At 58.5% G+C, this 14056-nt stretch carries 10 protein-coding genes and 1 riboswitch; of the genes, 2 read left to right on the plus strand and 8 right to left on the minus strand.

Annotation, left to right across the window (positions count from 1 at the left end):
* Positions 1–1770: 1770 nt before the first annotated feature.
* Positions 1771–2601 (minus strand): nodulate formation efficiency C protein, encoded by an 831-nt coding sequence (locus tag GGD67_RS14640; RefSeq protein WP_179733727.1) that lies wholly within the window; start codon positions 2599–2601, stop codon positions 1771–1773.
* A 902-nt stretch (positions 2602–3503) separates the two neighbouring features.
* Positions 3504–3707: riboswitch (cobalamin riboswitch) on the plus strand.
* A 103-nt stretch (positions 3708–3810) separates the two neighbouring features.
* Here GGD67_RS14640 and metE point away from each other — a divergent pair.
* The gene (gene metE / locus GGD67_RS14645; RefSeq protein WP_179733729.1) at positions 3811–6156 is read left to right on the plus strand and encodes a 5-methyltetrahydropteroyltriglutamate--homocysteine S-methyltransferase; all 2346 of its coding nucleotides are present in this window, start codon (positions 3811–3813) and stop codon (positions 6154–6156) included.
* Positions 6157–7315: 1159 nt separating this feature from the next.
* Here the strand turns inward: metE and GGD67_RS14650 are convergent.
* The 7 genes from GGD67_RS14650 to GGD67_RS14675 form a co-directional block, all read right to left on the minus strand.
* On the minus strand, positions 7316–7915 hold the full coding sequence (locus GGD67_RS14650) for a hemerythrin domain-containing protein (RefSeq protein WP_179733731.1): 600 nt from the start codon (positions 7913–7915) through the stop codon (positions 7316–7318).
* 1144 nt (positions 7916–9059) lie between these two features.
* Positions 9060–9665: a response regulator FixJ gene (gene fixJ, locus GGD67_RS14655; RefSeq protein ID WP_179733733.1), complete on the minus strand. Its 606-nt coding sequence runs from the start codon at positions 9663–9665 to the stop codon at positions 9060–9062.
* Positions 9662–10030 (minus strand): ATP-binding protein, encoded by a 369-nt coding sequence (locus tag GGD67_RS39355; RefSeq protein ID WP_246790795.1) that lies wholly within the window; start codon positions 10028–10030, stop codon positions 9662–9664. The genes fixJ and GGD67_RS39355 overlap by 4 nt, the downstream gene beginning before the upstream one ends.
* A gap of 164 nt (positions 10031–10194) precedes the next feature.
* Entirely contained in the window at positions 10195–10710 is a 516-nt protein-coding gene (locus tag GGD67_RS39360) for a PAS domain S-box protein (protein ID WP_246790796.1), read from the minus strand.
* Positions 10711–11031: 321 nt separating this feature from the next.
* Positions 11032–11283, minus strand: a complete 252-nt coding sequence (locus tag GGD67_RS14665) for a hypothetical protein (RefSeq protein WP_246790797.1) — start codon at positions 11281–11283, stop codon at positions 11032–11034.
* 2 nt (positions 11284–11285) lie between these two features.
* A complete protein-coding gene (locus GGD67_RS14670; RefSeq protein WP_179733735.1) occupies positions 11286–11606 on the minus strand; it encodes a hypothetical protein in 321 nt (106 codons plus the stop codon).
* 153 nt (positions 11607–11759) lie between these two features.
* Positions 11760–12098 carry a hypothetical protein gene (locus tag GGD67_RS14675; protein ID WP_179733736.1) on the minus strand — a complete coding sequence of 113 codons (339 nt, stop codon included), beginning with the start codon at positions 12096–12098 and terminating at the stop codon, positions 11760–11762.
* A gap of 752 nt (positions 12099–12850) precedes the next feature.
* Here GGD67_RS14675 and GGD67_RS14680 point away from each other — a divergent pair.
* The gene (locus GGD67_RS14680; protein WP_179733738.1) at positions 12851–13078 is read left to right on the plus strand and encodes a hypothetical protein; all 228 of its coding nucleotides are present in this window, start codon (positions 12851–12853) and stop codon (positions 13076–13078) included.
* Positions 13079–14056: the final 978 nt, after the last annotated feature.

Below are 14056 nucleotides of genomic sequence, written 5' to 3' on the forward strand. Positions count from 1 at the left end.
GACTCTTAAACGCTATGTCCGTTATTCGGCCGACATCTTTCGACGTTTGCTCTATGAAAGCGTGGCCGTCATTTCCAAGCTACGACCTGACGCTGCGTGAGGTTCAAGCGATTTCTTCCGGTGTGCGTGTCGCGGTACCCTTCGAACCTCGCTGGGCTCTCTCTCTCTCTCTGGGCGCGCACTGCACCCTCTCGACCTGAGAGGAGGAGATCCCCATCGCTCGGCCGCGAACTCGGTGCGGGAGAAAGCCGAACCTCGGAACGCTGTTTCTCACGCGGTCGAAGAACAAAAGTCGCCTGTGAATCTTGAGGGTCGAGTGGAAGTCAAGTGGGGAGGAGCAATCTGGCTATGCTTTGTGGCGGCCACCATCGGCAAGGCTGCCGAGGGTTTCAGCAAGAGCGATGCATTTCGCCGTAACTTCTCGTCAGCAAAGACTGATGTTCGAAAGAAACCTGGTCTTGCTTCTTCTGAAATCTGGACAAAGCCGCCACGGAGTTCTGCTCAATGCCCGTTGCGCAAAATGAACCGGTATCGTTTACGCAAACCGCGCAAGACCCGGAGGCCTCTTTTGGAGAGTCAACCGGGGTGGTCGTTGATGCCAATTCCATTGTGGCTTTTCGCACGTCTGCGCTGCACCATATCTCGTTCGTGGTGCCGCCGCCGCGTTCGTACAAGGACCGGATTGTCGTGACCCAGGCGGCGACTGGCGGCCGCTCTCTCGTGGTACGCTTCACCGCCATCACATGTGGAGAGTTACCCACCAAGCCCGGCGTGAGGGCGTGCGTTTGCGTCAGGGAAATTTGGAACGGCAACCTCCGTGGCTTCGTTGTATACGCACCGAGCGAGGGGTAAGCCGCCCGCGTGTTCGGAGGATCGCGAGTGCCATCCTGATGCCATTCGGTGCGAGGCCTCGATCCACAACATGGTTGCCCCATCGCGGCACTCGGGCGGGGTAGCTCTGGTGCAGTTTAGCCGACTCAAGCTACAAATCATTCGCAACGATCTCACTACACAATGGGAATGAAATGGTTGCAGCCCCCCGGGATTTTCCGGTCTCTTCCAAGGCGCTTGAAGTGGATGGTCGACTCAGAGCCGAATTCGCAACCAGAGACGGCGCCAGGGCACAGGCGGAGCAGAACTAAAGAGGCGTTTTCCCACGCTTCAAATCCGGATCTTTGACGCGCAGACGAATGCGCGCGAGGAAATCTAGCGCCGACTCAGTTCGGTCCTCGAAGCCTCGCGCACGGCTCCGCGGCTCTCGCCGGGGGCACTCGGAAAAGGGTCGGTGCTCAGAGGGCACTGCCGGCCCACTAACACTGCCCGATTACCGTCTTAACGCGTTTCGTCGCAGCACTCGATCCCGCGTGCCGCCTCGGCGTCGGCATGCATACGCTCTTGCGGGTGCCAGTCAGTCGCGCGATGGCGGCGCGCACGCCGGATCGGGCTTGGGCCCGAGGCATCTTCAGGCCCGGTCCCTTGAAGAGTGGCATGGAGGAGCTGGTTCCCTCGCGGATTGGTGTCCTCCCACCGCGTCGGGCGCGCTGGGGGCCAAATCTCGCCAGCTGGAACGCGCCGCTGAGCTCGACTACTCGCAGAAGGAATCGGAAGTAATCGTGCTGCCCGACTTTTTCCTGACGGGCTGAAAGCTTCAGGAAAGGCTCGCGACTGCTGAAGGCGTAAACACCGACATTCTAGAGCTAATATGTCTGCAGTTGCTCAGACGTTCGGCGGTAAAGGAGCTACGGCGCGATCTTGCTCTGCGCGACCATTTTACCGAGGGCCTTTGCTCCCCTCTAACTCTTCCGGTTCCTTTGGCTCCATGCGAGCGAACCAGGAGCCAGGAGGAAACGCCGCGATACGCTTGGCAAAGGAGGATTGCGGCTCCCAATCTTGCCCTTCGCTCTTCTCGAAAGTGATGACCCCGTTGTGTGTAAAAAAACGGGGGCCTGGGATATTACAGTTCACTAAAAGCAAAACGCGCCACAGATCACCTTTCTCGGTCGGCTTGTCATTCTGCTTCGGCAAGTAGTCCACTCCAACAGGTTCGACGATAGTGCAGCGGCCCTGCCGCAGAAGATCGCCGAGCCGGCCTTGCATGGTCGTCACAAAGTTGAAGTTGCTCGGATCATGCAGAAAGCCAAGATTTGCGTCCCTTTCGCCGTCCTTGACTTCACTGGCGATCAACGAGAGCGCCAGGGCGCGCCAGCCCAATTCCATCGGTTTGGCATAGGTCGACGCAAGTTGAATCGTGCCGTCGAGCGCGACCTTCCAAGTGATAACGTACTGTTCGTCTGATGTATCGACGCGGTGCCTGGTCCACGAAACGAAAACATAGTCATTTTCGTCAAGTTCAGCGACGCCCCACATTCGAGGGACGAACTGCGCCACCTTCGAGACATTGGAGATAATTTGTTCTATTGTCTCGCCGTCTTGCGCTCGCCACGTTGACTTGAATCTTTCGATAAGGGGGCTCTCGTTGGCGCGAACACTGTTGCTCGTCGCAGCCAGCCCGGCCAGGCATATCAGGGATTGACCGAGACAAAACCATAACGCGCGTCTTCCAGACATTTTCCTCATAACTGTCGGCCTATCTGCTTTCATCCACACGTCATTTCTAAAGCGGGGCAACCTTTAACCTGTTATACGCGAGCGCAAGAAGTTAGCGGCGACGCGGCGGGGAGACCGATGGTGTCCCGTGCGAGCAGGCGCTCCCCTCTATGTCACGCGCCGCTAACTTCGCTGCCGGCGACAGCCTCAATTTGCTGTACTGGACTTGCCCAGCAGGAGGAGACTGGGCATGCCGAAGTCTTGCATTCTTCGTGCCAGGTAATGGGCGGCAATTCACACCGCTTTTGTGTCCTCTTTGTCGACTTTCCGACTGGCCCAGGTCTCGATGTTTCCTTTCAGCGCTATCCAGCGCGGCTTATGCATCCTCGTCTCGCGACGGTTTGGTTCGGTATCGTTGCCAGAATGTGCGTTTCGATCTCTGCCAATTTGCGGCCAATGGGCCATGGTGCGTTTGGCGCTCCCGTCGCGACTCGCGGCGCTTCGAGAACAGCCTCAGTCCGGAGCGCTTTGCACTCGACGGCCAACGACGCGAAGCCGATCTTCACCGCCGAGCATTTGGAGTCTTGCTGAACCGCAAATCAACGTGCTGGCAGGGTATGTAGCTGGCTTCCCAGCTTGGGCCTATTCAACACGGATCCTGTTGGCCGAGAAGGTGGCTGGATGGTGGACGTGCTCAAAGAACCGCTGGGAAGCCGGGACGCGCATCAAATGCGTTCTGCTCGAGGCAGCAGTCCCGACCGCGCAAGTCGCATTTGTCCCTTCCATCGATCGGGCATGCGGCAAAGGGGGCAGCTGCGATGGTCATTCCAATATCGCTGACTGGAGAGCGCTTCTACGTCGACTCAACGATAAAGATGCACGGTCATTCGCGTAGCGGATATCGCAGCACCAGCTTGAGACATAATCTGAGAGGTTGACGGAAGACTTCTCTTGCCGATAATCCAAGTCGTCGAGGTTCTCCGGTTCCCATTTGATCCGGAGCTAAGAGGGAAGCCGGTGACAATGCCGGCGCTGCCCCCGCAACTGTGAGCGGCAAGCCGCTGTCCAACGACGTCACTGAAGCCTGCGCGGCTTCGGGAAGGCCGGACAGAAGCGATGACCCGCGAGCCAGGAGACCTGCCCCGACAATATATTTGTCCACGGGGCGGGGTGTCCCGGTGGTGCGCCAAGCAGCCGTCGCACCGCGCGACTTCCCCTGCCTGCGTCCGCCATGGCCTTTGCCCCCAACATGGGGTTCACGCTATGACTCTTCTCTCCCTTCCGGTTGCCACCCTCGGAACGCCACGCATCGGTCCAAGGCGCGAGCTCAAACTCGCTCTCGAAAGCTACTGGGCCGGAAAAAGCAGCGAACAGCAGTTGCTCGAGGACGCAGCTGGCCTGCGTGCCGCGAACTGGGCTCGTCAGAAATCTATCGGCGTCACGGTTATTCCATCGAACGATTTCTCGCTGTATGACCAGGTGCTCGACACAAGTGTCATGGTTGGCGCCATCCCGGAGATCTACGCCTCGAAAGCCGAATCCGTTTCGCTCAAGACGTACTTCGCCATGGCCCGCGGGTCACAATGCGACGATCAGGATGCGAGTTGCGGTCACGGACCGCGCGGATTTGGCGCACCCGCGCAGGAGATGACCAAGTGGTTCGACACCAACTACCACTACATGGTCCCCGAGTTTCACAGGGGACAGACTTTCAGGCTATGCTCTCGCAAGCCGATCGAGGAGTATGAGGAAGCCAAGGCCCTTGGCTTTCAGACCCGCCCTGTCCTGATCGGGCCGGTCACATTCCTAAAGCTCGGCAAGAGTCCCGATCCTGCGTTCCAGCCACTCTTACTACTGGATGAATTGATACCGGCCTATATCGAGGTTCTGCAGGAATTGGCCAAACGTGGGGCAAATTGGGTTCAGTTCGACGAGCCCTGCCTGGTTCTTGATCTGGATGAGAGGGCGCGACAATCTTTGCGACATGCCTATGACCGGCTCGCCAAGGAGGGGCCGGCCATCAAGATCTTAGTCGCCAGCTATTTCGGCGATCTCGGGGACAATCTGGACACCGCCTTGAGCCTGCCAGTCGCCGGACTGCACCTCGATCTGGTTCGAGCGCCACAGTTGTTGGACCAGATCATCGCTGGCGGCCGAAGTGATCTAGTCATGTCACTCGGTGTCGTCGACGGCCGGAATGTATGGCGGTCGAATTTGTCGTCGCTGCGCCAGCGGCTCGAACCCGCGATTGCGAAGCTCGGCAAGGATCGTGTACAGATTGCCCCATCCTGCTCGCTGCTTCATGTGCCGATTGATGTTGAACTCGAAACCGGGCTCGCCTCCGACGTCAAGAGCTGGCTTGCTTTCGCGGTCCAGAAGATGCGAGAGCTCGCGAACCTGGCGCGGGCACTCGCAGGCGACCAGAATGTTGCGCTAGCTCTTGCCGAGTCGGAATGTGCCGCGACTGTCCGCCGGACTTCGCCAAAAATCCATGATGCCAATGTCGCTGTCCGGATGAAAGCGATCGATCAGACCATGCGTCGGCGCGCGAGCCCATCTGCCCGTCGTGCCGAGATCCAAAGCAATCGTTTCGGACTACCGGCTTTTCCAACCACGACGATCGGATCGTTTCCGCAGACCAAAGAGGTCCGGAATGCCCGTGCGGCGCATGCCCGAGGCGCTATGAGCGACGAGCAATACGACAGGTTCCTCAAGGAGGAGACGGCGCGCGTCGTACGCTGGCAGGAGGACATCGGTCTCGATGTCCTCGTGCACGGCGAGTTCGAGCGCAATGACATGGTGCAGTACTTCGGTGAGCAACTCGCCGGATTCGCATTTACCAGGAATGGATGGGTGCAGTCCTACGGATCGCGCTACGTCAGGCCACCGATCCTGTTTGGCGATGTAGTGCGGTCGAAGCCTATCACCGTAGGCTGGTGGCGCTACGCGCAATCACTAACGAGGAAGCCGATGAAGGCGATGTTGACCGGACCGGTGACGATCTTGAACTGGTCCTTTGTTCGCGATGATATTCCCAGAAGCGAGGTCTGCCGCCAGATTGCGCTCGCGATCCGAGACGAAGTCCGCGATCTCGAGAATGCTGGTGCGACCATGATCCAGATCGACGAAGCTGCACTTCGCGAAGGATTGCCGTTGCGTCGGTCGGAGTGGACCGCCTATCTCGATTGGGCCGTGGATTGCTTCCGCATCTGCTCATCCGGCGTCGCTGATCAAACCCAAATTCATACACATATGTGCTACTCGGAGTTCAACGACATCATCGGCGCGATCGCTGCAATGGACGCAGATGTCATCTCGATCGAGACATCGCGGTCGAAAATGGAACTACTCGACGCGTTCAGGAACTACGAATATCCAAATCAGATCGGGCCGGGCGTGTACGACATCCACTCTCCACGCGTTCCCGAGGCGGGCGAAATGAAGGAGCTGATGGCGTTGGCTCGGACCCGGCTGCAGGATTCGCAGCTCTGGGTCAATCCGGACTGCGGCCTGAAGACGCGCAAATGGGAGGAGGTTCGGCCGGCGCTAGCGAACATGGTCGCTGCCGCCCGCCAACTGCGCGCTGCATTCGATTCGCGAGGCCGTTGATCCGGGCTTGGATCTCTTCTCGACAAAGTTGATCCTCTTGCGGTCATTTGCGCTCTCCATAATCGATGGAGCCTTGGGAACACAAAAAAAGCCCGGCCCCCGCTTAGCGGGCCGGGCGAAAGTCTGGGAGGAGCGACGCTGATGCGTCGCGCGGGCTTCGGCGGAAGAGAGGACAACCGCCGGTTCGATTACGGCAAGGACATTCGCCGAAAATCTGAGCCCAGTTGAAGCACAAGCTCAGCATAGCTCAATTATGCAGTGGTATGCGACCGTATAGCCTGAAGTGTACAAATATACACCAAGGTTTGTCGCTCAAGAGCACGTCGGCAACGATTACGACAGCGACGAGGGGAGGTGGTGATGGCGGGGCGGTCACCGCCGGCACGAGCCGCAAACTCGGTGCGCTTTCCTGCCTGGAAACCTTATGCTCGATCAGCGACGATACGAAAAACCTGGCTCCAAGGATCTCGCAAGCGTGGACAATGCATGAGCGGTTGCTGTTGATTTGAACCCTGCTTAAGGCAGTTGGTCGACCGGTTCCACCCGATAGTCGGGTTTCGGCTTGGGCCTCTGTTTGAGAGTCTATGAGTGGACCACGCGGAGGATGTCATGAGCTTGAAGATGGCACGGTGCCGATAGGTTGCTCCTCAGCCGTGAGCGTGGTCCTGCCCTCAACATAGGCCAGTTGAATGATGGCGATCTCGGATCCGACACGACTCGGCTCGGCGCAGAGTTAGACCGGACGTCCAGCGCCTTGCCGTTCGTGCTAAACGTACCCGGGCGAGCAGTGCCTCGCGGATCATTCAGAGCGTGCCGGGCAGGGAAGGAGTGGGAGTGCTTCGCCGCACCCGCGCGGCCGCAAGGTCCGTCCTACGGGTCGGCGGATATGCGAGACATCCGCTTCGCGCGATGTCACTGCGCAACTGCCCAACCTGCGACGGTCATACTGTGGAACGTGCCGGAACCAGAGCTCAGAAAGGCTCGGCCATGGCGTTTGCACGGGTGGTCGAGAAGCGATCTTAGTGCGCAGAAGCCATTTTGGCGGTACGGCAGCCTACGTGCCCGCGAACACCCCCATTTTCATTTCGGCAGGATGAGCATAAGGTCTAATCCCTGCTGTAAAACGGCAGCGACCAATACGGCCCGTCTCGGCGCCGTGTCAGGGATTGCCGGCCTTGGTGGACGATAACGCGACCGAGCTGCGTTCGGCCTCAGCTTCTTGCTCCAATTTCAGAATATGCGCTCTTAGCGCATCGGAAGTGGCTGCCGCTGTCTCGCCGAACAGCGGATCTCCATGATCGGTGACGGCGGAAGCGATTTCGGTCCATTCCTGTGCCGAGAGAGCCTTCAGTGCGGCCGGAAAGAAATCTCGTTCTTCCCACATCATGTGGCGCCGCTCGCATACTATAAAGTCGCGTATGATATTGCCGACGTCTTGCCGAGCGAGCTCACGATCCGTGAGGATGGCGTCAATAGCTCGCGCGAAGCGGTGCAAGCGGTCGACGACTTCCTGGTGTTCAAGCGCCAGATCGCCGACGATTGCAGCTGCATCCGGATCGCAAGCCTTGAGCTTGGAAAAAATCAAGTCTTCCTGTGGATGATGATACACCTCGGGGTAAACCTCGAAATAGCTGATAATCGCGCGAATGACCTCATAATCGGGACGGATCCCTTTCTCAAAAATCTCCAATTCGCGTTGGAGAGCGGCCAGAAGCAGATCAATGTTGCGATGCTCTCGAAGCAAAAGATCGATGATCATTGCGGTGCTCCTGGAGGCACAATTTAGGCCGGAAGCGTTTCTGCCACTTGCAAGATCGCCCAAGCCGAGTTCGGTGTCGTTTGCGCTGCAATTTTCCGCGCTGTTCGACGCAAAAGAGTAGCGCGCTTGAATTTGAGCTGGCGTAAATCAACTTAGCCGAAGTGTTGAGGTTGCCCACGCAAGACGCTGGTCGGATAGCAGGTGGTCTCGGTAAAACTGGCGGCCTGGGCGTGCATGGCGGATCCTATCTTGCGAACGTCGATGGGACGCAGATTGGCTGATCCTGACGAACTGGAAAATTTGGATGTTTTCCCTAGGTAGAAGTCCCTAAGTATTTACACGTAAGTGCCATGAGCAGGGCGTCTTGAATGGGAGCGGCGCGGTCCCTTGTTTGCTCAAACATGTTCAAATCGGATTACAAAGCTGCATGCTGGCTTCGGCGGCCGCGTCCATGGAAACAGTCGGAAGCGCACGGCCGCACCCGTGAAGAGCTCCAGGCAGCCCAAAAGTTGTCGTCCACCGCCACTTTCAGCTCGCCGCAGGAGGTCTTGTTCGGGCCGTCAGCATCGGTCGGCCGCGGAGGTGACGAGGTGGATATTGACGGCATCCCGATCGATGTACGCTGGCCGACGTGGTCGACGCGCTCATGATCATGCGATCCGCTGTCGTACCCCCTTAATGGTGTGTGACGATGGTTAGGGCGGCGCGCCTCGGCCGGAACCGCACTCAGCGCGCGCTGGTATGCCGGCGTTCCGTGCCCGCAGTGCCGCTTCGGCTCGCTCCAAAGTACGCGACCGTTCGATTTCGAAGACCGAAGTGACTGTCGCCCAGCCGGGCGCAATGAGCGAATGATGGTCCTCTCGTAGCCGATTGCCACAGCGTCAAGATGCGCACTTGTGCTCAATGCGATGGAAGTCGAACCGTTCACGGCAGCTGCTGTCCATCGGAGCACAAATTTGGGCCGACGTAATGATCTTCGTCATGTGCCGTCGTGATTCAAGTAACCAGCAGCGTGTGTTGCATCGGTAGCCGTCACCGAAAACATGATCCGCTCGGCGCGGGTACGCCTGAAAACCCTCCGTTCGCCGTCTGGACTGCGCAGCTTGGATGCAGGAATAAGCCATTCGCGCCATTTGCGCTGGTGCTAGAGTCCCGCGGTAATGGCGATCCGCATCAACTCAGACATGCTGCGGGCATTGGTCTTGGCCATGAGGTTTGCACGGTAAACCTCGACTGTCCGGGGACTGATGCCGAGATCATGGGCGATCACCTTGTTAATCTTGCCGGCTAATAGTCCCTGCAGGACGTCACGCTCGCGCGAGGAGAGGCCCGCGAGGCTGGCTTCCGCCTGCAGTTTCGCTGCGTTATCGGTTAGTTTCGTTGGCCGCGCTTCCAAAGCACTAATGATCGCACGCAATAGCACGTCCTCCACGAACGGCTTCTCGATGAAGTCGACCGCACCCGCTTTCATCGCTTCGACTGCGAGCGATACGTCGCCATGACCAGTTATCAAAACGACGGGGCAGTTGTCGCGATTGGCCTTCACTTTACTGACTAGTTCGAGACCGCTCATACCCGGCATACGGATGTCTGACACAATGCAATCAACTGGACCGCTCGCCACGTCATTAAGAAACGCGGTCGCCGTCTCATAGGTTGCTACGTAGAAACCGTTTACATCAAGAAGAAACGCGAGTGAGTCCCGCATTGCGGCGTCGTCGTCGATCACAAGAATGCGCCGCCCAATCATGTCTCTTCATTAAGCTCCGCAAATGGCGCGCTGAACTGAAGGATCGTGCTGCCACCCGGATTCGCTTCCGCGACGATATATCCGCCATGCGACTCGATAATCGTCCGGCATAGTCCCACACCCATGCCATGCCTTTTAATCGTGACAAAGGGCTGGAACAGTCGGTCGGCGATATCAGCGCTGATGCCGGGGCCTTTATCGGCAACGGTAAACCTCTCGAGGTTGGCAGCTTCGCGGCGCCGGCAGGAGGCCATGGACTCGATTGCATTGCACATCAGGTCCAGCGCAACCTTCTGGATCTGGATCTGGATCTGGATCTGGATCTGGATCTTGTCGACGATCATGTCGCGGTCGCTGCGGGTCATCACGCGTACGCCTTGTTCCTTGGGGCCGACTAGGCCAGAGCCACAGCTTGTTCAAGGAGCGTGGGCGCCTCTCCACAGTGTGCAAGCCCCTGACAACGAATTCCTGCCTGCGCTTGATGATATCTTTGGCGCGTAGAGCCTCTTGGGCGGCATGTTCGAGTGCATCACCAATGCAGTTGCGTCCGATTTGTCGGGTGCCAGCAGAGCCTTTGTTCGCGCATATTGCTTGTAATTGCGGAGAGCGGGCGGGTCATCCTCATGGGCAATAGACGATGCCATCTCACCAATGGCGGTCGGCCGCGACACGTGCACGAGTTCGGATGGCAGATCTTGCAACCGTCATTCCTGCGCCCGCTCTTAGTGACGTTTCGGATGAAACCGGTGAAGAGCCGTTCGGCGCGCGCTATGGCCTCACCGACGGAGGTCGAGCCGTCGCTCCGTTCGCCGACCACGATGCGGCCCATGCCGATGATGGGCCGCTCGCCGTTGGCCACATAACGTTCGATGTAGCGCTCATGCTCGGCGCGGTAGAGCTGCGGCATCAACCTCGACACATTCATACCGACCACGTTGTCCGGAGACCAACCAAATAAACGCACTGCCGGGGCGCTGAACGAGCGAGTGATGCCCTTCTCGTTAATCACGATCATGGCGCTCGCGAATTCCGCGATATCGATCATGTTTGCGGGATCGGTAATCAGACCTTTCACAAGAAGGGCCATGCTGTAATGAGGCAGAGCAGAGGAGCGGCGTTCGCCCGGCCGCGGCCGCGACGAAAGCAGCAAAACGAGGACTGGAAGGTAGATGTTCGTGAACGTGAGGTCCTGAAGATACGGATTTAGCGCCGGGCACAGCACGAGAGCCAGCGCGGCGGCTGCCGCTGCAGTGCCATAGCCTTACCGGACGTGGTCGGACATGTTTCCTGGTAGACCCTCTCATTCGATTGACTCTACATTGTTTCCCACGAGAGGCCACCAGAACGCGCCTCAACTCAGACCAATCTATTGTGCAGGATGGCCGCCGCTATCTGGCCATATGCGCCAGTGCGTCGGCTGCACGGCCACGTGTTCTCCGGTCTTGGCCTTGATCCAGCCGCCGAAGGTCCGGCGGCAAGGAAAGACCACCCGGTGAATGGTATTACCCTCGATCACGGCAATCTCCAGATCCCGACCAAAGGGCGGCGCCGTTTCCAGCCGCTCCCAGGTCAGGTCGCCAGTAGATCTTGGACGGTGTTCATTGCTGCTGGCTGACAAATTCAGGCAACCTTCTGAACTACGGACCAGATGGCTTGGACCGCCGCGCGAGCAGGCTCAGCCCAATATTGCCCAGGCGGCGTGGCGGCCGGGGTTTTATCGGCCGTGGCGCCGTTGAACTTATCGTGCCGGGACATGATCGGCTCGCCAACCGAAATATTAGGATTGGCGCTGCGAAACAACTCCCGGGCTTCGGTCGAATCGATCTGGATCAGCTCAAGACCTCGGCGGTTGGTATTAACCGCCGTTCTGCAGAAGCTGAACTGAACCGCCGCTCCCGCAATCTGGCGCGCGGCGGGACGAATGTCCCCGTGGTCTGTCATCTCGAACATCCTTCGTTGGTGGGAAATTTCCTTGTCCCACGGCGTCAGCGTCGGGCATTGGGTTGTGATGACGTCAGCCGCGCCCTTGTGACCGGGGCGGCATCCCCGAGGACCGGAAGATGCCGGAACTCGCCTGACTCCATTCGGAGGGGCCTAGCTGCGCTCGGCGTCGATCATCGCGCCCGTCCGCGGGTCGATGAAGTGGACGCATTCGCACGCGGCGCAGGTTATTGTGTGCAGGTCATCGGCACGCGGCTCGGGTACGTCCGGCCGCAGTCCTTGAACTCGGTCGCCGGTATCTGGACGTGAAAAGATGATGGGGCGCCAAGTCTTTCTGTCTGCCATGTGTGTGACCTTGGAGGGGAAGCTCACTTCTATCAGTAGGCAGTCGCCGCAGTATTGATACAGGTCAAAAAGAGCTGATGCGTATCCAGAATGGCCGAGCTCGAGCGGCTGCTGCGAGCCGCACAGGCCCGCGTTGGCAGGCGACATGTCCCAAGTCGGGCGATCCGCCAGGACCTCGCGTTGGTCCGCAACACGCCAGCGTGTAGCGGGGTTGATTTGAGGCGCAGCGCGCGCGAATGAGCCACGACAGCATTTGTCCTCAATGCTGCGATAGCCGGCAAGCAGATGGTCAATTGATTGCTCACCTCGCATTATCGGTGGCCTTGCCGGGCAGATCCCAGCCATAGGCTTCGGCGCTGAAGTCCTGAACCCTGGGCTCATCGAAACGTTGGATGCGACAGGCGTGATCATCGGCTTTGCTGTCGCGGCCGCACAGGCGGTTCGCCTCATTGGCCCCCGATCACGTGCGCGTAGGTCTCGCAGGTCCCGGCCGCCGGCGCGCGTCAGAATGGCTCTGCCCGCTGATTGGCGCAATGACTTGCGTTTGCGGCAATGCCTCGTGAGACCATCAAGTATCGCGGTGTAAAGTTCGCGGCCTCTCAAGTCTCCATATTGCCAGCGGTTGAGTATGGGATCGATAGAGATCAATAGCCGGCATCCCGGGCGTAACGGCGCATGCGGCTCTCAATCGTCTCTTCAGACATTCTCGATTCGTCGGCAACTCAATTTTGTCAGTCCAGGGCATGAGCAGAGCAGAAGGCGTTATCCCTCGGCCCAAAAGAGTGCGATCCGCCAAGCGAGCGGACAACCTCTTGGGGATGCTGCTTGAGGCAGATCAAATACTCTTGTGGCGCGAATGGCAGAATGGTGGATAAGCAAACCCACAAGAAGAGGATGCCATGCCTTCATTTAATGTTCGGTTCATTAAGACCGTTTGTGACGATACCGGACACGAACATCGTGCCTGTCAGGCAGCGTTCAAGGTCGATGCCGCCTCGCTGAGTGCTGCTGCACAGCAGGCGGAGAGCAATTTCTGCAAGCAAAAGAGTGTTCGCGATTGGACAGTCTTCGCCGATGTGATAGAGCTTCGAACCCCGCCTGCATTGCCGCCGGCATGGGCTGGTTAGCTTGACTTTGGCTGGGGAAGTCTGCGAATTGAATTGTGGGTCAATTTGTAATCTAAGCGTGATCCCGGACAGGATCGCGTCGACCGTCGATTCGAGAACAACTGGTGATGCTGGCGTCAAATCGGCGAGCGCCCTGTTGTCTCACGACACCTAGCGGACCTCGCTGGAGAGTTTGCCCCTGCCGCTCAACTGGCTCTGCAGCGCTCCGTCAAGCGTTGTACCGGCAGGGCCATCCGGAAGGATCCGCTCCCACAATTCGGTCTTGTTTGATTCATGTCAAGCACAAGTCTGCCTCTGGCGGCCATGGCTGTTTCAAAGGGTATGCGTGGTTAGCCAATCTGCACACATTGATGCCCTTGACGGTTAAGGCATCTGCTCAGCCGTTTGCGCGCGAGCCTGTCCCGGACATCCGAATCGGGCTTACTTGAGCCCGCAGCACATCGATGCGATCGCACCTGACTTGATCTGTCTGCATTTGCCTTTCAAACCAGCGCGCTCTCCTGAACATTTAAGCAGGCGCCTGGCACTTGCCGGGTTTTCCGAGAATGCGCTTGCTGCCGCTATGGAGACGTGTTGCGCGATCTGCAGCGGGTGAGTGGCCTATGTCAGACCATGCAAGTCCGCTCAAAGACTGCCCGAATGAACAGACCCTGCGCGCTCGGCCGTGGGATATCCTCCCGCTACGCTTTCGCGATTGATTGCGCTCAACAGTTCCTCGACAAAGATCTTGCTTCCTGAGCATGCCGGCATTCAAAGAGGGCCGACACAGGACAAGCCTCATTGCCCCCTCGAAACCCACGACATGGGTGAAGCAGTCCTTATGTCTGTACCGCTGTTTCTGCCTACGTTTTCTGCTTTGCCGCAGCGACGGGAACACGATCCCGCGTTTACCTTCTGCGTATTGCTCGCTTTCGCCGCCAGCCTGGCGCCGCCGCAACGGCCGGCGCGACTACCGCAGGCGGAGATGATAGGTCTGCC

The sequence above is a fragment of the Bradyrhizobium sp. IAR9 genome (assembly GCF_013408065.1).
GTDB lineage: Bacteria > Pseudomonadota > Alphaproteobacteria > Rhizobiales > Xanthobacteraceae > Bradyrhizobium.

Bases quoted from the DNA above. Each gene is read 5' to 3' on its own strand.
- GGD67_RS14640 (WP_179733727.1), bottom strand. From the start codon at position 2,601: ATGAAAGCAGATAGGCCGACAGTTATGAGGAAAATGTCTGGAAGACGC.
- metE (WP_179733729.1), top strand. From the start codon at position 3,811: ATGACTCTTCTCTCCCTTCCGGTTGCCACCCTCGGAACGCCACGCATC.
- GGD67_RS14650 (WP_179733731.1), bottom strand. From the start codon at position 7,915: ATGATCATCGATCTTTTGCTTCGAGAGCATCGCAACATTGATCTGCTT.
- fixJ (WP_179733733.1), bottom strand. From the start codon at position 9,665: ATGATTGGGCGGCGCATTCTTGTGATCGACGACGACGCCGCAATGCGG.
- GGD67_RS39355 (WP_246790795.1), bottom strand. From the start codon at position 10,030: ATGACCCGCAGCGACCGCGACATGATCGTCGACAAGATCCAGATCCAG.
- GGD67_RS39360 (WP_246790796.1), bottom strand. From the start codon at position 10,710: ATGATCGATATCGCGGAATTCGCGAGCGCCATGATCGTGATTAACGAG.
- GGD67_RS14670 (WP_179733735.1), bottom strand. From the start codon at position 11,606: ATGACAGACCACGGGGACATTCGTCCCGCCGCGCGCCAGATTGCGGGA.
- GGD67_RS14675 (WP_179733736.1), bottom strand. From the start codon at position 12,098: ATGTCGCCTGCCAACGCGGGCCTGTGCGGCTCGCAGCAGCCGCTCGAG.
- GGD67_RS14680 (WP_179733738.1), top strand. From the start codon at position 12,851: ATGCCTTCATTTAATGTTCGGTTCATTAAGACCGTTTGTGACGATACC.